Here is a 22,697-nt window from a genome sequence, read left to right as displayed (position 1 = left end):
CTAACTTGTCTTATTTGATGACCTAAATTAATTATTCCACTCAATGAGTTTCTTTTGTGTGGGCAAGTGCTAAGACAAAAACAAAAAAACCGAGTATTAACTCGGCTTATCAGCTCAGTAATGAACTAAAGATCTAATTACTTTTTAGCTTCTTTTGATTTTTCAGCGCGTTTACGTCGTAGCTCTTTAGGGTCTGCAATTAAAGGTCGATAAATCTCAACACGATCACCATCTTGCAGCGCATCAGTTAGTTTTGCAGGACGACTGTAAATACCCACTTTATTTTTTTTCAGATCAATATCAGCACGTAATGAAAGAATACCCGATGCAATGATTGCATCTTCAATAGTTGCACCTTCAGCAACCTTAACAGGTAATAAAAATTGTTTTTCTGGTAAAGCGTAAGTTACTTCAACATTTAGGTCAGACACTATAAACATCCTTAGCCCTTAACGTAAAAGCTTGAACCATATTATTAGCAAGCTCTTTGAATACTTTACCAAAAGCCAGTTCAATCAGCTTATTTGTAAATTCAAAATCAAGATGAAATTCAATTTTACAAGCATCTGCGCTTAATGGAATAAATCGCCATCCTCCAGAAAGTTTACTAAAAGGTCCCTCAACCAATTGCATGTGAATACATTTATTGTCTTCTAACACATTTTTGGTTACGAACGTTTTACTGATCCCTGCTTTCGATACCTCTACTGACGCAGTCATTTCATCCGTATTATGGCTAATAATACGACTACCCACACACCCTGGCAAAAAACTAGGATATGAAACAACATCATTAACGAGTTTATACATTTGTTCTGCACTAAAAGGGACTAATGCAGAGCGACTTATCTGTGGCATATCAATTCCTATCCCCAAAAACTGTGCATATAATACCACTATTGGTTGGTTAAACAAAAAACAAAACCTAATAGAGCAATAATTGCACAATTAAAAAAATATCCGTGCAGAAAGATTTCTTTCAACTCAGCTTACAGTATAATGACTGGACTATGACAAAGAAAAAACCCTATAAACCCGGTTCAGCAACAATTGCTATGAACAAACGTGCTCGCCACGAATATTCTATCGAAGAGGAGTTCGAGGCGGGTTTGTCCCTACAAGGTTGGGAAGTCAAATCATTACGTGCTGGCAAAGCCAACATTGGTGATAGCTACGTCTTGCTAAGAGATGGCGAGGCATATTTATTCGGCGCTAACTTCACACCACTAATGGTTGCATCCTCACATGTTGTGTGTGACCCAACACGTAGTAGAAAGTTATTACTTAACCAACGTGAATTAGATAGCCTTTATGGTCGAGTCAACCGTGAAGGTTACACTGTCATCGCGCTTTCCTTATATTGGAAAAACGCGTGGTGTAAAGTTAAAATTGGCGTTGCCAAGGGTAAAAAAGCACACGATAAGCGTTCTGACATCAAAGATCGTGAGTGGCAATTAGATAAAGCACGTATAATGAAACATTCTAATCGCTAAGTCCTAGCTTTATAGAGTAATTTCCTGTTATACTGCGTTCAACAACTTGGGGCTGATTCTGGATTCGACGGGATTTGCGAAACCCAAGGTGCATGCCGAGGGGCGGTTGGCCTCGTAAAAAGCCGCAAAAAAATAGTCGCAAACGACGAAAACTACGCACTAGCAGCTTAATAACCTGCATAGCGCCCTCTCTCCCTAGCCTCCGCTCTTAGGACGGGGATCAAGAGAGGTCAAAACCAAAAGAGATCGTGTGGATACCTTGCCTGGGATTGAAGCATTAAACTTAATCAGGATAGTTTGTTAGTGGCGTGTCTGTCCGCAGCTGGCAAATGAATTTAAAGACTAGACTAAGCATGTAGTACCGAGGATGTAGAAATTTCGGACGCGGGTTCAACTCCCGCCAGCTCCACCAAATTATCTTCTAAGGACGTCCAAAGAAGACTGAAAAGCCCGCTAACTCAATGAGTTGCGGGCTTTTTTATGTCCTGCGCAGTCTGATGTCACCTAATTAAATCCGATCATCTTAGGCACCTTGATAGGCACCTCATTAACCTTTATAGTTTTTAAGGTGCCTAAAAACAATGGAACATCAAAATGGCAAGACAAACCAAACCCTTATCAGTAAAAGAGATCGACGCAGCAAAGCCGAAACAGAGTGATTATGTCCTCTATGATGGCGATGGATTAGAGCTATTGGTTAAACCCAATGGCAGCAAGCTGTGGTCATTTCGCTACATTCGCCCTCTCACTAAAAAGCGAGCTAAAAAGAGCCTTGGTTCTTACCCTGCCGTCAGCCTTGCCGATGCACGTAGCTATCGCCTTGAAGCAAGAACACTCCTCGCTAAACAAATAGACCCACAAGATCACCATAAAGAGCAAGTCCGTAACAGCTTAGAAGCTAAGGCAAATACCTTTCAACTTGTCGCTGAACGTTGGTGGGAAGTGAAGAAGTCTACTGTAACAGAAGACTACGGTAACGATATTTGGCGTTCACTTGAACGAGATGTATTTCCCGCTATTGGTGATATCAGCGTTACCGATATCAAAGCCCATATATTGGTTCAAGCAATACAACCCGTTCAGGCCAGAGGTGCGTTAGAAACCGTTCGTCGCCTTTGTCAGCGAATCAACGAAGTCATGATCTATGCTCAAAATACTGGGTTAATTGATGCCGTACCAAGTATCAACATTGGTAAAGCTTTTGAAAAGCCCAAGAAAAAGAATATGCCAAGCATCCCCCCAGATCAGCTACCAAAGCTCATGCAGACAATGCGTACAGCTAGTATTAGCCTATCGACTCGATGCTTGTTTATGTGGCAGCTACTTACCATCTCCCGCCCTGCCGAAGCCGCTGAAGCGCGTTGGGATGAAATCAACTTTGAAACCAAAGAATGGAAGATCCCTGCTGCCAGAATGAAGATGAACCGTGAGCACACTATTCCGTTATCTGACGCTGCGTTAGCTATCTTAGAACTAATGAAACCACTCAGTGGTCATCGTGAGTTTATCTTTCCTAGCCGCATTAAACCTACCCAACCTATGAATAGCCAAACCGTCAATGCTGCATTAAAACGCACTGGATTCGGAGGTGTACTTGTTTCACACGGTCTACGTTCAATTGCCAGCACCGCTCTCAATGAACAGGACTTCCCACCCGATGTGATTGAAGCCGCCCTCGCCCACGTTGATAAAAATGAAGTTAGGCGTGCTTATAACCGCAGTGATTATCTAGAGCAAAGACGCCCTATGATGCAATGGTGGGCTGATTTTATTGAAGCGGCTGATAGGGGAAGTATTATAGAAGGTGGAATAAGAGGGATATCGCTAGTTGGGTAACATGTGTACCAGCTCAAATTTGAGCTGGTACTATAAGGGCACAGAACTATACATCGTCCAAATGTCAGCTTTGTGCCAAGATCCGAAGTTGCTTTTTCTTCACTATACCAATCAAAGAAGATTAATGAGTACTATTAAGTGTTAATCGGCATTACTATGTTTTGCTTATGCCTCATAAATCAAGTAATAAGGAGTTATGACATGGATATTAATGAGTTTCCACCGGGAATAATAGAACATCTTGGCTGGTATGTATACCGCCTAATTGATCCTCGGGATGGAAGTACCTTCTACGTGGGAAAAGGAAAAGGAAATCGTGTATTTGCTCATATGCGAGGAGAGGTCGCCGCGGCTGACGATGATGAATTACTTAGCAACAAACTTAAACAACTTCGAGAGATAAGATTAGCTGGTCTTGAGGTTATCCATGTAATTCACCGACACGGCATGTCTGATGAAAAGACCGCTTACGAGGTTGAAGCCGCACTTATAGACGCCTATCCCGGTTTAACTAACATCACGAACGGTGCTGGCAGTAATGAATATGGAGCTGCACACATAAAAGAGTTAATCGCAACATACCAACCTGAAACAGTCGTGTTCCAACATAAAGTTCTCATGATATCTGTGAACAGAAGTTCAAAGGATGTAGACCTCTATGATGCCGTACGTTTTAGCTGGCGTGTCAATGTTGAGCGTGCCCGTAAAGCTGAAGTTATACTGGCTACAGTTAGAGGAATCGTAAGGGGGGTGTATGTGGCTGATGAGTGGCTCATATCTACCCGTGAGAATTTTCCAGAGATGCTTTCCTGGAATGCAGACGACGAGTTTGAATCTACTCAAAAATCCCGTTTTGGGTTCCGAGGAAAAGCGGCACCACCTGAAATAACACAACTTTATCTCGGCAAAAAAATTCCTGATGATTTGAGAAAAAAAGGTGCTATGTCACCTGTAAGATATTCTTCTATTTTTTAATTGCTAAATAAACAAAGTTTAAGTAGATAGAGGAAGATGGAAAGATACAAAGATTAACGCTCATACAATAAGCTTATAGACCTACATTAATTATAATTGTTAATACATCGCTTATATAGGCATAAAACAAACCACACGGCAGTATGAATAGTTATTATTCTGATAATAATAGGGAGGAGTGACAAGTCCCTCCCTTCAACAAACAGCCTACCTCTCAACTATCTCTTGTGTTACAGCATCATAGCAATAGTTAATAATGTCACCAGTGATAAGCATTTGTATAGCCTGCTTGATGCACTTTAAAGGTGCAATAAACCATTCTCTTGGGATATGAGAGATCCCTTTATGATCTGCTACTTTCACATCCAAACAGGAATGCCCAAAAAATGTATGTAGCAATCCTTCAAACTTATGTGTTTTCATATTGTAACACTCAAACTCAGATACTAGCTGAACTGGTGCCATTAAATAAGTTGGTTCATTCTCTGCATTAGCAAGACGTTGTTTTACAGGTGTGGTTGAATAACCAATCTTGTATAGATTATTCACACCGCTGATCTCAGGTTCACTGCTTAAGGACTTTAGGATATAGATATAACCAGACTTTTGATCATCATTCGTGATGTTTAGCAATGCATCTAAAGCTTTATCATTTTTATCTAATATACGACGTCCCGTTTCATCCTTGTATAGCTCAGTAGCTAGCGAGCGCAGTAACATGTCTGATTCCGTGCCGTTTTCAAAAACCAGATGTAATCGAGCATTTACCTTGCCATTCTTCTTCTGTCTTTCTTCCATGTCAGAAACATAGCAAGTGATGCCATGAAGAATGAAGAACATACCCTTTTGAATTTGCTGCTCACCAGTGAATTGAACCGCTTCTTTTTCGCCTGTTTTAAGATCAGCATGACACTGTTGAAACAGAGGTTCATAGTCATGAAAGTTGGCACACTTCTTACGCTTGGCAACATGACGAGGCATTTCTAAGGTCTTCTTAACGTGTTTTAGATTGAAGATGCTGCCATCAGGCAAATCCAATATCCCTAACATGTCATCAGCAAGTATCGCTTCAATAGAGTCTGGTTTGGATTCTTCAAACCGTGGTAGAAGTCCATGAATATCGTACTGTTCTAGTGCACGGCAATACTGTTCATTACTACGGATAGACTCAAGGCTTTTGTTACGCATCAGCTCAATCGGATTGCCACGATTCGCTTGAGGCTCTCTCCCATGCTTATCAAAAAATTCATTAATCTGTTTAAATTTAGTTAGTAAGTGGTCGTCGGCGGTTGGTACCAATGATTTAGGTTTTGTTTTTAATAAGCCCAGCGTATCTGAAGCAAGGATATCTTTCAGCCAATCTTCCATCTACATTGCCTCTTTTTGAGCTTGTGCTGCCTGTTCTTGAGCCACACGGCGCAGATAGATAACACATTGAGCTAATTCTCGCTCACGACCATTACGAGAGTTAAGATCTGGGTGTCGATTGTGCTCTTTTACAAATTCTTGAACTTTCGGCCACAGAGCGATAGCTTCTTCTTTAGACATTTGCATACGAGTCGATTCAATAGAGTCTTGAATCAACTTAAGTGTGTCTGTGTTTACCGCTTTCGATAGAATCTCAAATGCTTTCTGGAACGGGTTTACTTGGTCGATAAGGTCAATATGTAGCTCATCAATATTTATGAACTTCCCAGCCATACGAACAAACTTCTTGCCCCCCTCTTCTTTAATTTCAGAAGTTGAGATTGCTGAGTCCACAACCACTCGTTGACGAATTTCCTCAATCTCATCTTTAGAAAGGTCTGGATATTTTTTCTCAATAAGCTTAGGAATCAACACCTTATTTATGACTTCAGGATCGTGACCTGCTGCTGAAGCTTTCACTATGTTATCATCCTGCAAAATAGAAGCTTTCAAATCATCAAGGTCTGTTTCGATTATTTGCTTAGTACGCTTAGTGCTTGGCTCTTTTAAACCACCAATACTGATCACTCCTGGCGGTGTTGGATCCTTATCTGCTGGATCTTTTGCTTTAAATTTAAAGTTTGGTGCTAGCACTTGCTCCATAAGGAGAGAACATGTGATTGCCTTGAGCATGTTGTTCACGGCATAGTTAACTTGATCACTTGAAGCATCAGGTTCCGCAATCAAGTTGGTAAACTGAGCGTGAGTCTTATTGTGGCTATCACGAGTACAACGACCAATAATCTGTACAACTTCAGTCAAAGAGTTGCGATACCCAATTGTCAAAGCATGCTCACAAAAACTCCAGTCAAATCCTTCTTTAGCCATGCCTAGCGCAATAATGATATCGATGTCATCTTCATGCTCAATGTCACGTAAAAACGCTTGGGTTTTTTCTCTGTCTTTTTCATCCCATACGAGATCGGCAACTTTGATGATTTTGCCATCTTCCTTACGCTTGATATGAATAACACCAGTATCAGGATCAGTGAATTGGTGCTCACCAATAATGTCTAAGATAGCTGCAACTTGTTCATACTTGTCGTCTTTACCTGATTCAGCAGAGTTTACATTAGGGATATGAACAATTGTTTTCTTATCAGTATCCAACACCTCTTCTAGTGCAGTGAGGTAATGCCCCTTGTAGAAGTGGTAGCCAATCCCCAAAGACTTGAGATACTGGTAGCCGTTCAGTTGCTCGTAATAGTTAAAAGAAACCTTATCAAACTTCATCTCATCTTCTGGGGTCAGGATAGATACACTATCCCCACGAAAGTAAGAACCCGTCATCGCAACGATATGTGCGGTGCTGTTCTCGATAAGTGCACGCAACACATCACCCAACACGTTGTCACCATCAGCAGAAACATGATGGAACTCATCGATTGCCAATAAGGTATTGTCAAAAGTTGAGTCTTCTAATTCTTGGTATGCAAAGCGTAAGGTAGCGTGAGTACAGATTAAAATGCGCTCATCACTATCTAAAAACTCTTTAAAGGTTTTAACTTTGCTTTGATTGCTGGCAGATGTACAAAGGTTGTAATGCGGATTGATGTTCCAATCCGCAAAGAAACCGAATTTAGTTAGCTGAGTGTACCCAAAAGAGCCACCGATAGAACGTTCAGGAACGGCAACAATTACCTTATCGATGCCTTGGTTGTGAAGCTTATCCAAGCCAATGAACATTAGGGCACGAGATTTACCAGAAGCAGGAGGTGCTTTAATCAGCAGATATTGACTGGCTCGCTGCTCAAAAGCACGAGCCTGCATGGCTCGCATCCCCCTATCATTGGTGTTGGTACTTTCGCCTGTTTGGGCGTAGGTTACGTGGACTAAATCAGGCATTTCTTACCTCCCTAGCGCCAAAGTTGATTCATAAAGACTAAACAGAAAGTTTAGAGCATCGTCCTCATTTAAAAACCCTTGTTTTCTATAACATTTATCTACATAAAGATCTAATGACCGGTGAGCATCAAGCAATAACTTTGGCATCGTTTCTGGATCATATAGTTCGGCAATGGTTCGTTCTGGAAATTCTTCACGAACCTCTAGTACAGATAAAACAAGTTCTTCTATTTTTTCTTTTTGTACAGAACTTAATTCTGGAATAGGAAATGTGTTGTAAGATATCCCTGATGAATAATTAATTCTCGTCTCCAACCTTCCAGACACAGCTTTTATCCAAGCAACATGTATTTTGGAAGTTAAAAGACCAAAAAGGTAAATAGGTGCCTCATAAATAACAAAAGCTCGATTGGATATAACAACACTATCATCTACAAACCCAAGAGGTATATAATCTCTCCGTTCCGATGAAACCGCAGGAATAAGTAATGCAGATCCATTTTTATGTGCTCTCTGCGCGAATTTATGAGGTATACTTGCATAACCATTTGTAGTTTTTGCTTTAGATGCTAACCGAAATTCAAAAGTATTCTTAATTCGTAAATTAATAGGTGGTATTAATTCAGCTAGTTCTTTTTGATTATCTTCAATCCATAAGCACCATCGAACATTACCTTTAATAAACTCATCCGATCCAACAAGTTTTTTAAACAATACCTCTGACTCAGGATATAAAGAAACAATTTCATCTTTCTCCTCTACAGATAATATAAGATTTCCGCCATCCCTCGCTTGGCTCCCCATTACCATTTTGGGTCTACGTGTAAGGCCATCAGTTCGCTTTGATACCAATACATTACTTGACGATGTAAGATAGCCATTAATGTTATTAACTTCTCGAAACTCTTTTGCGCTGTATAAGCTTTTCTTTTCACGAGAAATATTTCTAATCCCAATAATAACACAAGTAACTCCTGCATTAGATTTGGCATTATTAGTCCATTTAAAAGACTCATAGGCAAAAAATATTTCTTGCTCATTATTGAAGATCAGTGGCCATAATATAGAGACATGATCTCCTTGACACACAGAGTTAGTAGAAACGAACGCAAACTTACCATTTGATTGAGAGATGTACTTTGACGCCTTAATAAACCAGCAGCTAATATAATCAGCATCCTTATGCTCTTTCGCACCATTATAACAGGTATAAACATCCGATTTTTGCTGTTTGTCCTGATTTCGAGCGCCTAAATAAGGAGGATTTCCCAACACATATACTTCATCATCTGCTATCGGGCATACCAAATCCCAATCAATTCTCGCTGCATTCCCCGCAAAAATTCGACCACTTTGCTTCAATGGGAGCGTTGGTGCCGTATAACCAAACTCGGTCTCAAACACCATGTTCATCTGATGTTCGACTAGCCAAAGAGAGAGAATCGCCATCTCATGAGCAAAGTCGTCAAACTCGATACCATAGAATTGATCTAAGTGGATTGCTGATAAACTTTCACCAAAAACATCAACGGTATAATTTTGTCCAATAGATGAATTCGTTAACTGTTTTTCTAGTTCACTGATACGCTTTAATATTTCTATTTCTAATAAACGAATTTCTTTGTAAGTAATGATCAAGAAGTTGCCAGAGCCACAAGCGGGGTCAAAGAACTTAATGCGGCTTAGGCGTACCTGAAGTTTCTTTAGTTTGTTTAGGTTGTCATTACACTTATCAAACTCTTCGTAAAGATCATTCAAGAACAGCGGCTCAATCACTTTCATGATGTTTGATACCGATGTGTAGTGCATTCCCATTTTGCTACGAGTTTCTGGTTCGGCAACACCTTGAATCATAGAACCGAAGATATCTGGATTGATATCAGACCAGTCCAACTCACCTGCATCAAGTAACATTTTCCTAGCTTTGAAATCGAACGTAGGAATGGCTATTTCTTTTTTAAATAACCCGCCATTTACGTATGGGAATTTACTTAAGTAATCAGGTAAATCTGGGCGGCTTTCTGCCGGAGTATTCAATACCTCAAATAACCTTTTCAAAGCTAAATGAACATCGCTACCATCAACGTTTGTACGTGTAATTACATTAGTAAATTGATATGGCTCATGCTTGAAAATCTTCGTATCTTCAGCGAATAAACAGAAGAGTAAACGGTTAAGAAATAAAACCACCTCATGCAACTGCTCTTTTGTAGCATTCGCTGAATAATTGATCGATTTTATATAGTCAAAGAAATCTGCCATCTTCTCAGCAGCTTTAACATCCGCGGGGTTTTCACCATGATAGACCATTTTCTCCATACCCGCCCAAGGTAAGAAGAAATCGAAGTGCTTCGCTAGTTGACCAAGCTCAACATCAAGCGTGTCTTGAGTCTTTATATCAATAGCAATGAGCTGAGAGAAATCCGTGACAACAACAAAACGAATCTTATTGGTAGCAACTATTTTGCTATTTTTGAGGGTATCTATTTCAGAGAACAAATTTGAGACGCATGGTTTGAAATACAAGTGACGCTTTAAGATCACTTCACCAGCATTCTTAGCTAGGTTGCGCTCTCCAGACTTAACGCGGCTGATTACTGACTTACGATGCCCATAAGCAAGCAGAAATTCGTAAACAAAATCATCTTTTGATATTTCTTGGCTTAATACTTGTTTCACCAAATTTTTTACATTTTCTTCTATTTGTACGCTATTCATATTTTCATGACCACATGACCAAAATGATATTAAATTCATTGTAATATGAATAGTTAATTCAATCTATTAGTTAACCCTGATTTTGATAGTATGAAAAATTATTCATACAGGTACTAGACGGGAAATATAGTCAAATTTCATAAAAACGTTAGATCAAACCTGACTTATTTCAAGTTTCGATAGCTAATGTTACTTCATTAGTATTTATCCTAGACAAATAAGCCCATCATAATAAGAGTTAAGATAATAGTGATTACGGGATAGATAAACATATAAAGAAAAATATAGAGCTAAAATAGACCATAAAAGAAGAAGATAATATAATTTAAATTAAATTAATTTATATTATATTATATTATATTATCAGCATAATCACTAATTAAAATTACAGACTCAAAAGTATCGACATCAGTGTAGATTTTTTCTAAATTAACCATTGCCCAAATCCTTACGATTATGAATGTTCTCGTCAAACAATCTGATCGTGACTTGGGCATTTAGTTCAATTCTTATTCGCAGCTCAGGTTATTTACCTCTCCTGACAACAACCTGTTGAAATGCATTTTTGATTGCTTCATCATTCCTTGACCAGTCCAGCATAGTACGATCTAAACTTTCTCTGACCATGCTGAAAGGCTTTCTTTCTAGTTCAAAGGCCTTACGGCGCTGTATATTTTCTTTGTTAAATGCCTTTCTATAAGAGCCATCAATAAAACGCCACAGCTTGGGTTCTATAGCATCAACAGCGTCACGCTTTGTTTTCCAACCCGTTTCAGGCTTTTCTTCTTTGAGCAACCTTATAAGTTCCTCTTTCACGGGCTGATAACGTCCCGCACGTTTAAAACCACCTTTAGATCCACTACTTTTCCGTCGTTGCTGTACCGACTCCTCATGCTCACGACGATCCAATCCATCAAGATACCCCTGCCATAAAGCAAGAGCTCTTGTAGCCTGTACCATAAACCATATTCCCTCAGTCTGCTCTCCTTGACCCCACTCATGTTCTCCCCAGTAAAAGTTAAGACGTGCCCAATACAAATAGCCGTTTATATCGTAGTTTATGCGTAAGTTAACACTATGATAAATATCACTATATTTATCTTTCACGTATTCTCTGGCCTGGTTTAGATCATCATAATTTAGACGTATCCACTCCATTTGCTGGACTACCCTCTCATCAAGTATCTCTATCGTGCGAATTCCTCTTGTATCTAATCTAGTAATAAATGAATCAAATTCACTTTTTATACGTTCATAGATTTCATTCATCATATTGTTACCTAATAGTTTTATTAGAAAGTGAATATACATATAGTAAATGTATTTTAATACATGCCTTCACATATTTCACCTTGTAAGTTCTCCCTGTACCTTGTAGTCCTATCCATACAGGACCTAACAGGAACAAACGTATATGACGACACAAACCATAAAAATCTTACGTATGAATGCAGTCGCGGACAAACTTGGTATCGCCCGTTCAACCATCTATGACTGGCTCAATCCAAAGTCACCACGCTATGACTGTACATTTCCCAAACAATATCGTCTGGGTATACAGTCTGTCGGTTGGCTTGAATCTGAACTGGATGAATGGTTGTTGAAACGCCATTTAGCATCAGCATCTGCTATTGCCGAACCGACGTAAATATCGAATTACATACCACCAACTTAGCAAATAAAATTTGATGAATAAGAAATTTAATTCAATGAAATTAATTATTGGTTTGCTAGTGTATTTCTACTTCATTTGAGACAGATGTATCTTATTAATTGGAGTGAATGACATTAGTCTATTAATTAATATGTTTATGCTCATTGATATTTATAAAAACACTTACTTCATCAGATAATATAAACTATTTTAATAAGAGTTCAGCATGGCTATTTGTAAACGAAATAACTGTAAATCCTTAGTAGGTCAGCTACCTGCTGAGCGTGAATTACGTTTATGCTCTGACCATTATCAACGTAGATTGTTCAATGCGGATAGGCGAGCAATTAAGCGGGGATTAACATGTCAATATCCACCTTGTGGTAACAGTCTATCTAATACCCGTAATCATCGCTACTGCTGTAATGAGCATCGTAATAAAGCTAGACGATTGATAGATGATAATGGCATTGTTAATCTAGTCAAACATTCTTACTGGCTTAATGTAGAGTCTACGCTCAAAAATAATCCTCTAGGGTTGGGGAGTATTAACAGTCCGGATGATATTACTAACCTTATTCGGTTATACCAGCGTAAAGCAACTCACCAGAAGGCATATAATACAATAAATGGACACAGAGTTACTGACTCGTATCGTGTTCCTATAAAACGTCTTATTCCTTGGTTTGAGTTAGAGCTATGTCATATTTATCCTAATTCCAAAGGTGGGAGCAATACAGTAAGAAATATAATTATTGCCCCAGCGTTGATTAACAGAAAGATGAAAGACTCTGTACCTACTGATAATTTTAGTGAAAAGCTTAGTGGTATTAAGGCGGCAAGACCATCTACTCCTGTCAAATCCACGCTTTTAAAGGCACTTATAGAGCAATATGGAAAGATTGAAGTACAAGAAGCTCTATTTCCGGCTAAACAGGTAACTTTTGCTTCCGCCGAGGTATCGTATAGGTTATTTGGTACTAATATATATACTAATCCACCATTGCTAAAGCTATTAAAGGAAGAAACATGGCGCCTAGGTCTTGAACAGTTTAGAGACTCAATTAATCATATTGAAATATGTTCATATATATCCGCTGGTCCTGCAAATGAGTTATTTGCTGTTGCTTCTTTTCACGCCATGTTAAATGGAGATAAAGACCATTTTATTGATATATTTTCCGGTCTACGAAAAGACATTATATGTCAGGCAGAAGATAAAAAGAGTTTAAATTACGCTTATTATCAAAATATACTAGATCAATATATGACCAATTATTTCAATCTGGATTTACATGATCAGGAAGCATGTAATATATTTTATAACTCTTTTTTTTCAGAGCCACCACTTGACAAGCATGGTTTTTTAGTCATCCCATAGTAAGAAGAGTTTTAAGCAAATATCTACAAGTAATACTTTGCTATTGATAACTTACATTCGACTTTACCGGCTTTATTTAAACTGCAAGATGGAAATATCCGACTTTATCTTAACTCAAAAAGGTCTAAATTAAAAAATTTACAGAGATGGCAAAGCATATTGCAATGCCATCTTTCTTGCTAACTAAAATACAGAACAGTCCTAATTGAATAAAAGCCAACATCGCAAGATATGGAGTAATATTAAAATCAGTCGAGTAAAAACAAACCAAAAATTAATCATTACTAATAATTAAAATTAAAAAATTATAATTTATGTATAACCATAAAAATTTCAAATATATATTACTACTATGAATAAGTACTAACTGATAAATAAAATAACTCATGAATTATATTTTTAACATCCATATACGCTAAAAATTATCTGTTAATTCTTCTATATTCTCAGACACACCTTGTCCATACTCCTCAGAATAGAACATATATTAGCCATTTTCAGTGACATATCTGCGCAACACACTCCCTTACAGTATGGTCTTTCCACCATACTGACTGAGGGCAAGCAATGGCTGTTTACCGCCACGCTCCTGATTTACATCTACTGGGCCAATGCAGCAATGAAGAACTTCAATCGCTGGTTTTCATTCTTACCACAGCCCCCCGTGACAGTGATACCCATAGAGCTGAGAGCTTGACCTGCACCATTGAGTACCATTTACTAAAAGCTGAACATCGGTGCTATTGGCAACAGATAGCTGCTGAGATTCAGTGCTATGGCGCGAATATCTTGATGAGTTTAGCCCGTCTGTGGCAAGGAGTGGCTTACAGGGAAATCCTTGAAAAGGAATACGACAAGCTCAAGGTGAACTACAACGTAAAAAGTTCCACCGAAGCCATTGAACTCACTCTGTTAATGAAGCTACTAGAGAAGAACTTGGATCAGATGACCCAAGAAGAGCTGGCTGCCTTTTCCCGCAATATGCAACCTGATCTGACCAACCCAACACCTCAGCTTATCATCATGGTAGTACAGACAGCGTTACGAACCTCTTTTTTCAGCATAAATGATTTTCAACATTTCTGGCTCGGCTTACCGAATCACCATACTGGTCTGCATTATCGTGACCTCACTCTATCAGTGACATATTTCCCGTTAATCCACTTTTTGCCGACCGCTGGCTGGTCCGGCTATTTTCTGCAGGGAGCACTTATCATGCCTAAACAGGAACACCGCTATGACCGGTTAGCCATACGTCTTGCTATACTTGTCAGCCGCCTCTTTATGGGGGAATCACTCAACATTAGTCAACTGGCACAAGAGTTTGGCGTTTCTGGCCGCACGGTGCAGCGCGACCTGCGTGAGCGTCTACGTTATCTCGACACTGAATATATCGACGGTCACGTTAGTCTCCGTGATGCACGAGGACCTTTCCGAACCAATAGTGATATTCTACGCTTTGCCCAGATAACCAGCGTGGCACATTATTTTCCGGTTCTGGATCCTAAACTGCTTTCAGTACTACTCGATAACCGTCAGGACTCACCTTGTATTATCTGGAATGATCCGCCACGGCAGGCTCCTGAATTATTTGGTGGTTTTCAGGTCATTGTTCAGGCCATCATCCGTAACCGCCTTATACGTTTCCTGCATCGGAAACATCTTCAGTCATCAATCGCACCTTACAGACTCATCTGCCACGACGGAGAGTGGTATCTGGCGGCGGTATCAAAGGATCGTATTCAAGTTTTTACCCTCTCTGCAATTACCGATGTGGTGATGACCACCAGCAATTTTGCACGGAACAGGCATATTGATCGTATCCTGCAGGACCCGAGATTTATGCGTGCTCTTCCTCATTTTGATTACATCAGCGGGATTATTCATAAATAAATTCATTATCACTCTGCAGGTATATTCAAAGTCTCTTTAAAAAGAAGAAATGAAATATCTGATCACCCTGCTCCTCAAAAAAATCAATTTATTCTGATCAAGGATTATTAAATGAAAATGTTTAAATCAGCGATATTTCTTCTCGTCGTATCTACCCTAACGGGATGTGGAGATAATTTTTCGTGTGAAAACGAAGAGGTACTAAAATCAGTTAACGAGGTTATTGTCAGTAACGCTTTAAATAAAGTCGACTTCAGAACATTCCACCCATACGGTCAGTCTGGTTTAACGAGTCATGCGGTGAAGATAACTTGGGATAACCCTATCGCTATTGATAGCAATCCGAATGTGAAATCGTTAACTTGCAAAGTGCATCTCACAGCCATGCTATCCGATGATGAAAATAACAATTTAAAACAGCGGATTGATGATATTAACCAAAGGGCGATGAAAGAACCCAGCTACGAGAATAATAAAAGTTTTATCGCGAATGTGAATAAAACCGCTATTGATATGGCAAACACTAGGCAAGTCACGGGTACGGTAGAATATACTCTCTATCAGTCAAAGGGACAGGTGGTGACTGAAGTCAGTAATACGCCAGAGGTGAGCCGGGTAATTAATCATATTGGAGATAAATTATTACGCCCTATAACAAGAGTGTATGCAGCTCAGCAGGGAGAGTTATCATTAAATAATTTTTATTCTATCGATATTCTGTCTATGTTTCGCGCACGATAAATCAGGAGTGAGGCTCTGAATATAAATACTGTCATTAACTATTTAAATTATAGGTAATAATTAAGGAAAGACCATGAAAATATTATCATATCTTGCACTCACAGCTACGCTGCTGAGTGCTGTCCCCACCGCTTATGCCGTACCCAACATCTGGGGTTCCGGCTACGGCATGGGTGTATTTGAGTATATCATCACCGATTCACAGGATACTCAGTTGAATATCAGCTGTACCAGTAATCCCGATGATACTCAGGTGTTACAACACAGTGTACTAGTCACATTGCCGGATGGAAGAATACTGAGTTCACATGACGAAAATACCCAGATCACGCTGGTTACCGGCGATGAACAGTATGGTATTCCCCCGTCTTTAGGCTGGCGTAATGGGGATAATGCATGGATATCATTCATTGATGCTGTTAGAAAAGCAACACCGTTTGAAGTCTGGATTAACAACAAAAAAGTAGCCCGTTTCACACCCTCCGCCAGCAATATTCATAAGGTACTCGCTGATATGTCAGTTTGTACAACCCTCACTGAGGATTAATATCAGCACCTCACAACATCCGTTTTGTCTGAAACGGATGTGCTCACATTCCCCTACCTTTTTTATTGTAGGCTACTACTGGTAGCTCTGAGGTTTCACTATGTCCTTTTTGAAAATGCTTATCACTGCCTTAGGCAAGGTTCTTAACGGGTACGGAGCCCGTCAAGCACAGCAGTTTATTGAAATTCACTTTCGCCACGCTGGCTATGATGACGATTATATCAATATAGCCAGAGAAGCAGTTACGGTGTTTTTTACCGAGTTGATAACGGCTTTAATGACTTGTATTCTGCGGATCCTTGACAGTGTCTGATGCCATTAAGTGCTGTTACAACAAACGAGCTGAATCGCTGCTCCTGTCCCCTGAAAGTCATTGAAGCCACTGATGAGGTTCTCGGGATATTTTTCCCCGGATAAGGAGTACCACCAGCCATCCCTAAATAAGTACTAACTTGATATAAAAATACAAGCAGTGATTACCACATTTAAGTCACATCATTCTGTGATGGTCGCATCTGCGATAGAAGACTATCAACTACTGAATTCACAGACCAACTCATGCAGGTATTACCCGCAGAAGTCAGTAGTAGCATCGCTAGGCAGCTACACTCAACTTATAGAACCATCTCTGTAGAAATCCTTTTACTTAATGATTTTGAACAACTTATCAGTGATATCATCAATACCATAGTCGATATCATTCCATTTCCCCCACTGATAAAACATACGGTCAGTACTGTCAAAAATAGCATCGTATCCGTTGCTAAATCCCTGTGGAGTTTTTTCTTTTAGCTTCTTAAATTAACAAAACATTGATGACATCAAGCGCCAGTCCTTAACGGGATTGGCGCTTTTTTATTTCTTTTTATTGGAGTATCAACTTATGAATAACACAACTGAATCCGCTATCACAATGGAATTAGTCCCTGATGAACAACGCCTTGATTTTTGGCTCAACCATTTTGGTGGTGTGAAAGGCTGGACCACCTTTGAAGTGGTGATCTTCACCACGATGGGCCAGTTTTGTGATGAATATCATGGCGGTTACTGGGAATATGGCACACTCAGCAATGGCGGTGCCTTTATCTACCCCGATATCAACGCAGACATCTTAACCCTATTCAACATGCACAACGGCAACGAAGCCACCGTGAGCCAAGAGGCTGCAGGGATTGCGGTGTGTCTGATCCTGTACAGCATCTGGTCATTCCAAACGGAAAGCGAAGTGATGTGCGACCGCTTTTATCAGCTGCGTGACTATGCTTCACAACATCCCGAATCCAATGCCATTTTCCACTTAATTGATTAATCAGGAGTCTATCATGAGTTTATTAGCTTCGCGTTTTGGTTCTGCTAACAGTATTCGTCGTGACCGTCCACTCACCATTGAAGAATTATTTCGTACTGTACCGAGCGTATTTTCTGAAGAAAAGCACGATTCTCGCAGTGAACGCTATACCTACATCCCGACCATTACCTTGTTAGATAGCCTGCAAAAAGAAGGCTTCTATCCGTTCTTTGCCTGCCAGACTCGGGTGCGTGATATCAGTCGTCGAGAGCACACCAAGCATATGTTAAGACTTCGGCGACATGACCAAATCACAGGAATCCAAGTGCCTGAAATTATTCTCCTAAATAGCCATGATGGCTCAAGCAGTTATCAAATGCTGCCGGGTCTATTTAGAGCTGTATGCCAAAATGGTTTAGTGTGCGGCGATACCTTTGGTGAAGTGCGTGTGCCACATAAAGGTGATGTGGTAGGCAAGGTAATTGAAGGAGCATATGAGGTACTAGAAACGTTTGATTCTGTTGCTGAAAAGCGTGAACAGATGCAATCTCTCATGTTACCTCCAACAGCACAGCAAGCCTTGGCACATGCGGCTTTAACTTATCGCTTTGGTGAGGAACATCAACCGATTACCGAAGACCAAGTGTTACAGCCGCGCCGCTGGGAGGATAAGAAAGATGACCTGTGGACGGTATATCAACGTTTGCAGGAGAATTTAATTAAAGGAGGACTATCGGGCAGAAATGCGAAAGGTAAGCGAGCTCGCACACGTTCGATGAATGGTATTGATGGGGATATTAAATTAAATAAGGCACTGTGGGTAATGACTGAAAAGATGCATGAGTGTTTTTCTGGAAGAGAAAGGATTTAAAAATGGTAGCACATTGTTTTTCATAAAATGATGTGCTCTTACTCAAGATAGCAAGTTTTGTAGATAGAACACAACTAAATCTGATAATCAAACTCGAGCAAAGAAAAAACGAGACTGTAGTCTAATGTTATTAAAAGTATAGTAAGCTCTAGTAAATGATGACTCAACTTTAAACAAATTGAGTCATCAACAATGACCACTTACATAGGAAAGAAACCTTTTCTACCATTCGATCCAGCGACTCCAACAAATTCAGTGTATTTTAATTTTCTCTTTTGTAGTGGAGATGGTTCTTCATTTTCCAAGATAATAATTTGACCTAATGTGGTTTTATTTCCGAACCAAGAATAGAAACTTTCTTTAACACTTTCATCTAAAAGTTCTTCGTCATTATCATTAGATGAATATTTTGGATCTTTATATGTAACAACAGGTGAGTCAATAACCAGAAACCCTGGATGAGGATAACCATTTTTAATTGCTCGCTCCATAAGACAAATCATGAAAGCAGTTAAGAAAATACCTCTTTTTCCCTTACCGAACGATACACGTTGGCGATGATTTATGACAATATCAGAGAGTTTATCATCGAAGGAAATAGTCTCCACTCCTGGTACTTGCCATTCAGACAATAAACTCAATATATCCTGACACAGTAAAGTACTGCTTGCTGATAAATCCCGGACTACTTCATGCTTATTTTTTTTTGTTTTCTTTGTCACTTCAGCAAGGCGCACATCCAAACTATCTATTTTTTCCAGAGTTTTAATAAACGAACTGAGTTCAGTTTTTCTTTCAGACAAAAGAGCAAACCCGAATTTATCAATCGGTTTTACTGGTTTCATTAGATATTTTTTCTTCTCTCGAAGATCCTTAACCACTTCTATTACAATGGATTTTTTTTCATCCAAAACATTCAATTCATCTTGAATCCCTCGAACAGCATCTAAAAGACCTGCTCTGAGGCTCATAATTTTATTTATTTCAGACTCAGATGCCAAACTAAAAATTGAAAAATCGACATTATTGCTAGCGTGATTAACTTGCATTTCTAATGGCGTTGCACATAATGGGCAAGGTTTTATTTCAAATTCAGGTACAATCTCGGCTGCTTTCTTTAGTACCTCTAATCTGGATATGTCATTCAAATATTTTTTATCTAAAATATTAAAGCGGGATAATGATTCACGAAAAGCTATTATTTCATTATCTATTCTATTTTTTTGTTTCTCTAGAAGAAGCTCCTGTGTTCTAATCTCAGTTAACTCAACACCTAAATCATTGACAATTTCATTTACTCTCTTAATCTCAGAGTCAATTTTTTTTAACGAATCTTCTAATTCGCTTTTAATCAAATTATCAGGCATTTCATTTTTAAGATCACTAATTTGTTCTTCGATAGCAGTCGCGTGACCTTTTGCTTTATTTATTTCATCCGTTGATAATGGTAAAATCATTTTTGAATCATCGCATCCAGATAGAACTAATGCTAGACTTGACGAATTCCTAGTCTTTACGTTTGAGTCTGAGCCAATGAAAGCAACATTATCTAATGTCCTTATCTCATCAAAAATTGAGAGGAAACGTATATCCCCTGCGGCAAAGTTACCCTTAACACCACGCTTAGTTAAAATTAACTTGCCAGCAGCATTACTCCATTTAACTAATAGTGAAGTAATATCCTCGTTCAATTTATCATGTTCTGGATTCGGCAAGGTATCAACAAATCCATGATATACACTTTTTTCATTACTATCCAATCCTCTAAATATAGTGAAATCTTTTTCATTATTTACTTTAACTTGCAATGAAAGAGTTGTATATCCTTCAGAGAAACCAATATCTTTTGGCTTATCCCGCCCTCCTAAACAATAGCGAAAGCACTCTACAATATACGACTTTCCTGTGTCGGTTGGCCCATAAATTAAATGAGATTCGCCATTAAATAAAATAATGCCTTTTTCTTTATTTGCTCCAGAAACTGTGAGTTTGAATATTTTAATTGTCATAGTAGTTTCCTTTCAATTTCTAAAGAGGAGAACTCAGCCCCCCAAATTAAACTCTTCTTGTCAAATAAAGATAAGAGTTCATTAATGTCGAAATCGCCAAAATTTCTTGCCACCCATTCGCACGATATAAGCAACTGAGATGCATAAGTGCCGCCAATTAATCCCACTAGTGTAGGTCCGTTTTCACCAGCTGAATAATAAATCCCGGTAGAGTCATAAGTAATATCAATGAAAGACCTTGCTGACATTAAATGAAGCCCTGACTCAATTATATCCCTTTTGGATATATGCTCACCGCCTCGCATTGGGACAGGAGTATGCAAACTTGTTGGACCACCTAAATCCTCAGAGTATACAGCCGCATATTCAAGATAAACTAATTTTTGTAAATCCATCTTTCTTGGGTAGAGTGAAAGCAGTAAGTACACCATTCGAACACCCATCTCAAATGGTGAATTAAATATGTTATTCATTCTCATCTTCCTCGACCCAATTTAACTTTCCATTATTAGCTAGGTGATGACATGCGCCCTGAAGATCTCCTGCTTGTAACCGCATATGAAGAGGGTTAGAAGTTACCTGAAGTGCATTAGCTACCTTTTGAACCTCATTGATTTTATCAACACCATGGGCATAAGGTATTGATTCTACAGAACCTATTCCTATATTTACTTGTTCTAAAAGCTCATCAAAAGCCCCTGGAATTTTATCTCGGCTAAATCTATTTAACCCTTCAGCGGAATAAAAAATAATTCTTTGGTTAGAAAAATGCTTGCTATAAGCCTTTGGTATTTGATCGATCGATAAGATTTTTATTCGTTCGACACTCTCATATGCTCCACATAATTTTTTTATATAATTTTGCTCTTGAGTACCAGGCTCAATAGGCACTTTGGGATTATCTCCTCTCGGACCTAAGATACCAAACATCTCCCAATGCTTATCGGTTCTAGAATGTATATCAATCAGTTCACTTGGAGTTTTTATTTTTATAATATCAAATGGAAATACCTCTATAAAAGACTCTAGCTCAGGGCTTAATTCTTTCTTAAAGGTTTTAAAATCTCCTTTTTTATTTTTCCACTCCTTTAATATCCAGGTCTTCAACGTTTCAGTATTTAATGAACTGGGATTAGTAACTAAGTCGTAGAGTTTAGGGCCTATTCTTAATGCACAAATAAAATAATTTCTTGGCTGTGAATATTCATTTGAAAAAACATAAAACAAAAATTTTGCCAAATCAGGCGCAAAAGCACTTGGTGATAATGTGTCTGCGTAATGTTTGGCTTGATAAAGATCCCAAGAACAGTATTCAGTTTTTTCTTGTGTGTTACCACAAACATCACGGCCCTTATCTCCAGCACCACCAATACGATGAGCCTGTACATACTCCCCTTCTTTAGTTAGTTGCTGAACGGATTGAAGGATAAAGTTCTCCCATTCATCCTCATTCATCAGTAACAACCTTTGTTCTGGAGTTGGAAGCGCCGGCCCTCTATGATAAGTGATGCTCATGATAATCCTTTTTTAACTGCTAATGCTCTATTTTGTATATTCATTATCCAATACAGGGATAATGACCTCAAAAAACGACATTTATACCCGCTAACCTTTAATACTAGTAGGTTATTTACTACATTTGCTCCACTATTTCAAAATTTCATACCCTTAAATATATACCTAGCACTCATTGGTAATAAAAAATAATTTTAGTTATATCTGCTTCTGGCGCAAAGCAGGCTATTAGCTAAGTATTCTCATTTGAGCAGGTATTCATTTAGCGATCAATTGATAAAAGCTATTTGAGATAAAATATCGTCTAGTAAAATCAATCCAATAACCCATAATTACAATTAGTCATTTCATTTCCGTTGTTTAATAGACCACAATGTCAGTAATATCTTCATCACTTCCACCAACTATCTACACTAGAGATCATTAAAACTACACTCAATATAATTATACTGAGCGCATCAGTA

The 22,697-nt window shown here is 38.8% G+C and carries 19 protein-coding genes, 1 other RNA gene and 1 pseudogene; 12 read left to right on the top strand and 9 right to left on the bottom strand.

Translation table 11 applies throughout. The features are described from left to right. Nucleotides 1–137: 137 nt before the first annotated feature. The gene (locus tag M998_RS17265) at nt 138–431 is read right to left on the bottom strand and encodes an RnfH family protein (protein ID WP_068445340.1); all 294 of its coding nucleotides are present in this window, start codon (nt 429–431) and stop codon (nt 138–140) included. Further along, nucleotides 424–858 carry a type II toxin-antitoxin system RatA family toxin gene (locus M998_RS17260; protein ID WP_197467561.1) on the bottom strand — a complete coding sequence of 145 codons (435 nt, stop codon included), beginning with the start codon at nt 856–858 and terminating at the stop codon, nt 424–426. Before M998_RS17260 ends, M998_RS17265 begins: the two co-directional genes overlap by 8 nt. A 152-nt stretch (nt 859–1,010) precedes the next feature. On the opposite strand from M998_RS17260, the gene smpB reads away from it, so the two are divergent. The 4 genes from smpB (at nt 1,011) to M998_RS17240 (ending at nt 4,304) form a co-directional block, all read left to right on the top strand. After that, complete coding sequence (gene smpB, locus M998_RS17255) at nt 1,011–1,493, top strand: SsrA-binding protein SmpB (protein ID WP_068445342.1); 483 nt, start codon at nt 1,011–1,013, stop codon at nt 1,491–1,493. A 48-nt stretch (nt 1,494–1,541) separates the two neighbouring features. Continuing rightward, nucleotides 1,542–1,905: a transfer-messenger RNA gene (ssrA, locus tag M998_RS17250) on the top strand. Between the two features lie 182 nt (nt 1,906–2,087). After that, the gene (locus M998_RS17245) at nt 2,088–3,329 is read left to right on the top strand and encodes an integrase (protein ID WP_068910027.1); all 1,242 of its coding nucleotides are present in this window, start codon (nt 2,088–2,090) and stop codon (nt 3,327–3,329) included. A gap of 201 nt (nt 3,330–3,530) precedes the next feature. Then, a complete protein-coding gene (locus M998_RS17240) occupies nt 3,531–4,304 on the top strand; it encodes an LEM-3-like GIY-YIG domain-containing protein (RefSeq protein ID WP_068910025.1) in 774 nt (257 codons plus the stop codon). Nucleotides 4,305–4,511: 207 nt separating this feature from the next. On the opposite strand, the gene M998_RS17235 is transcribed toward M998_RS17240, so the two are convergent. The 4 genes from M998_RS17235 to M998_RS17220 all read right to left on the bottom strand — a co-directional run bounded on the left by M998_RS17235 (nt 4,512) and on the right by M998_RS17220 (nt 11,606). Beyond that, complete coding sequence (locus M998_RS17235; RefSeq protein WP_068910024.1) at nt 4,512–5,672, bottom strand: GIY-YIG nuclease family protein; 1,161 nt, start codon at nt 5,670–5,672, stop codon at nt 4,512–4,514. Further along, nucleotides 5,673–7,616: a DEAD/DEAH box helicase gene (locus M998_RS17230; RefSeq protein ID WP_068910022.1), complete on the bottom strand. Its 1,944-nt coding sequence runs from the start codon at nt 7,614–7,616 to the stop codon at nt 5,673–5,675. A gap of 3 nt (nt 7,617–7,619) precedes the next feature. Then, nucleotides 7,620–10,334 (bottom strand): DNA methyltransferase, encoded by a 2,715-nt coding sequence (locus M998_RS17225; protein ID WP_068910181.1) that lies wholly within the window; start codon nt 10,332–10,334, stop codon nt 7,620–7,622. Nucleotides 10,335–10,859: 525 nt separating this feature from the next. Beyond that, complete coding sequence (locus M998_RS17220; RefSeq protein ID WP_068910020.1) at nt 10,860–11,606, bottom strand: hypothetical protein; 747 nt, start codon at nt 11,604–11,606, stop codon at nt 10,860–10,862. Between the two features lie 142 nt (nt 11,607–11,748). Between M998_RS17220 and M998_RS17215 the strand changes: the two genes are divergently transcribed. The 8 genes and pseudogenes from M998_RS17215 (at nt 11,749) to M998_RS17175 (ending at nt 18,709) form a co-directional block, all read left to right on the top strand. Then, on the top strand, nt 11,749–11,982 hold the full coding sequence (locus tag M998_RS17215; protein ID WP_068910019.1) for a helix-turn-helix transcriptional regulator: 234 nt from the start codon (nt 11,749–11,751) through the stop codon (nt 11,980–11,982). A 232-nt stretch (nt 11,983–12,214) separates the two neighbouring features. Beyond that, nucleotides 12,215–13,369: a hypothetical protein gene (locus M998_RS17210; protein WP_232007544.1), complete on the top strand. Its 1,155-nt coding sequence runs from the start codon at nt 12,215–12,217 to the stop codon at nt 13,367–13,369. A gap of 567 nt (nt 13,370–13,936) precedes the next feature. After that, nucleotides 13,937–15,262, top strand: a complete 1,326-nt coding sequence (locus M998_RS19845) for a DUF3944 domain-containing protein (protein ID WP_232007542.1) — start codon at nt 13,937–13,939, stop codon at nt 15,260–15,262. Between the two features lie 111 nt (nt 15,263–15,373). Next, complete coding sequence (locus tag M998_RS17195; RefSeq protein WP_068910017.1) at nt 15,374–16,003, top strand: hypothetical protein; 630 nt, start codon at nt 15,374–15,376, stop codon at nt 16,001–16,003. Between the two features lie 73 nt (nt 16,004–16,076). Beyond that, nucleotides 16,077–16,550 carry a YfjT/YkfB family phage-associated protein gene (locus M998_RS17190; RefSeq protein ID WP_068910015.1) on the top strand — a complete coding sequence of 158 codons (474 nt, stop codon included), beginning with the start codon at nt 16,077–16,079 and terminating at the stop codon, nt 16,548–16,550. Between the two features lie 451 nt (nt 16,551–17,001). Then, a pseudogene (locus M998_RS19590) lies at nt 17,002–17,342 on the top strand (GTPase family protein); the annotation flags it as partial. A gap of 91 nt (nt 17,343–17,433) precedes the next feature. Then, on the top strand, nt 17,434–17,859 hold the full coding sequence (locus M998_RS17180; RefSeq protein WP_068910011.1) for an antirestriction protein: 426 nt from the start codon (nt 17,434–17,436) through the stop codon (nt 17,857–17,859). Between the two features lie 13 nt (nt 17,860–17,872). Then, nucleotides 17,873–18,709, top strand: coding sequence for a DUF932 domain-containing protein (locus M998_RS17175; RefSeq protein WP_068910009.1), 837 nt, complete (start codon nt 17,873–17,875; stop codon nt 18,707–18,709). A 200-nt stretch (nt 18,710–18,909) separates the two neighbouring features. Here M998_RS17175 and M998_RS17170 read toward each other — a convergent pair whose 3' ends face one another. From M998_RS17170 to M998_RS17160, 3 genes are read right to left on the bottom strand one after another with little or no spacing between them, the layout of a single operon-like run. Further along, nucleotides 18,910–20,718 (bottom strand): AAA family ATPase, encoded by a 1,809-nt coding sequence (locus M998_RS17170; RefSeq protein ID WP_068910007.1) that lies wholly within the window; start codon nt 20,716–20,718, stop codon nt 18,910–18,912. Beyond that, the gene (locus M998_RS17165) at nt 20,715–21,191 is read right to left on the bottom strand and encodes an ABC-three component system middle component 2 (protein ID WP_068910005.1); all 477 of its coding nucleotides are present in this window, start codon (nt 21,189–21,191) and stop codon (nt 20,715–20,717) included. Before M998_RS17165 ends, M998_RS17170 begins: the two co-directional genes overlap by 4 nt. Further along, nucleotides 21,184–22,233, bottom strand: coding sequence for an ABC-three component system protein (locus tag M998_RS17160; protein ID WP_068910004.1), 1,050 nt, complete (start codon nt 22,231–22,233; stop codon nt 21,184–21,186). The genes M998_RS17165 and M998_RS17160 overlap by 8 nt, the downstream gene beginning before the upstream one ends. Nucleotides 22,234–22,697 lie beyond the last annotated feature (464 nt).

The sequence above is a fragment of the Providencia heimbachae ATCC 35613 genome (genome assembly GCF_001655055.1).
GTDB lineage: Bacteria > Pseudomonadota > Gammaproteobacteria > Enterobacterales > Enterobacteriaceae > Providencia > Providencia heimbachae.
Note: the sequence above shows the minus strand (reverse complement) of the source record. Positions and strands in the feature narration are given on the sequence as shown.

What these genes read in the sequence shown, in the direction of transcription:
- M998_RS17260 (WP_197467561.1), bottom strand. Translation starts at nt 858, where the DNA reads ATGCCACAGATAAGTCGCTCTGCATTAGTCCCTTTTAGTGCAGAACAA.
- smpB (WP_068445342.1), top strand. Translation starts at nt 1,011, where the DNA reads ATGACAAAGAAAAAACCCTATAAACCCGGTTCAGCAACAATTGCTATG.
- M998_RS17245 (WP_068910027.1), top strand. Translation starts at nt 2,088, where the DNA reads ATGGCAAGACAAACCAAACCCTTATCAGTAAAAGAGATCGACGCAGCA.
- M998_RS17240 (WP_068910025.1), top strand. Translation starts at nt 3,531, where the DNA reads ATGGATATTAATGAGTTTCCACCGGGAATAATAGAACATCTTGGCTGG.
- M998_RS17235 (WP_068910024.1), bottom strand. Translation starts at nt 5,672, where the DNA reads ATGGAAGATTGGCTGAAAGATATCCTTGCTTCAGATACGCTGGGCTTA.
- M998_RS17230 (WP_068910022.1), bottom strand. Translation starts at nt 7,616, where the DNA reads ATGCCTGATTTAGTCCACGTAACCTACGCCCAAACAGGCGAAAGTACC.
- M998_RS17225 (WP_068910181.1), bottom strand. Translation starts at nt 10,334, where the DNA reads ATGAATAGCGTACAAATAGAAGAAAATGTAAAAAATTTGGTGAAACAA.
- M998_RS17220 (WP_068910020.1), bottom strand. Translation starts at nt 11,606, where the DNA reads ATGATGAATGAAATCTATGAACGTATAAAAAGTGAATTTGATTCATTT.
- M998_RS17215 (WP_068910019.1), top strand. Translation starts at nt 11,749, where the DNA reads ATGACGACACAAACCATAAAAATCTTACGTATGAATGCAGTCGCGGAC.
- M998_RS17210 (WP_232007544.1), top strand. Translation starts at nt 12,215, where the DNA reads ATGGCTATTTGTAAACGAAATAACTGTAAATCCTTAGTAGGTCAGCTA.
- M998_RS19845 (WP_232007542.1), top strand. Translation starts at nt 13,937, where the DNA reads ATGGCTGTTTACCGCCACGCTCCTGATTTACATCTACTGGGCCAATGC.
- M998_RS17195 (WP_068910017.1), top strand. Translation starts at nt 15,374, where the DNA reads ATGAAAATGTTTAAATCAGCGATATTTCTTCTCGTCGTATCTACCCTA.
- M998_RS17190 (WP_068910015.1), top strand. Translation starts at nt 16,077, where the DNA reads ATGAAAATATTATCATATCTTGCACTCACAGCTACGCTGCTGAGTGCT.
- M998_RS17180 (WP_068910011.1), top strand. Translation starts at nt 17,434, where the DNA reads ATGAATAACACAACTGAATCCGCTATCACAATGGAATTAGTCCCTGAT.
- M998_RS17175 (WP_068910009.1), top strand. Translation starts at nt 17,873, where the DNA reads ATGAGTTTATTAGCTTCGCGTTTTGGTTCTGCTAACAGTATTCGTCGT.
- M998_RS17170 (WP_068910007.1), bottom strand. Translation starts at nt 20,718, where the DNA reads ATGACAATTAAAATATTCAAACTCACAGTTTCTGGAGCAAATAAAGAA.
- M998_RS17165 (WP_068910005.1), bottom strand. Translation starts at nt 21,191, where the DNA reads ATGAATAACATATTTAATTCACCATTTGAGATGGGTGTTCGAATGGTG.
- M998_RS17160 (WP_068910004.1), bottom strand. Translation starts at nt 22,233, where the DNA reads ATGAGCATCACTTATCATAGAGGGCCGGCGCTTCCAACTCCAGAACAA.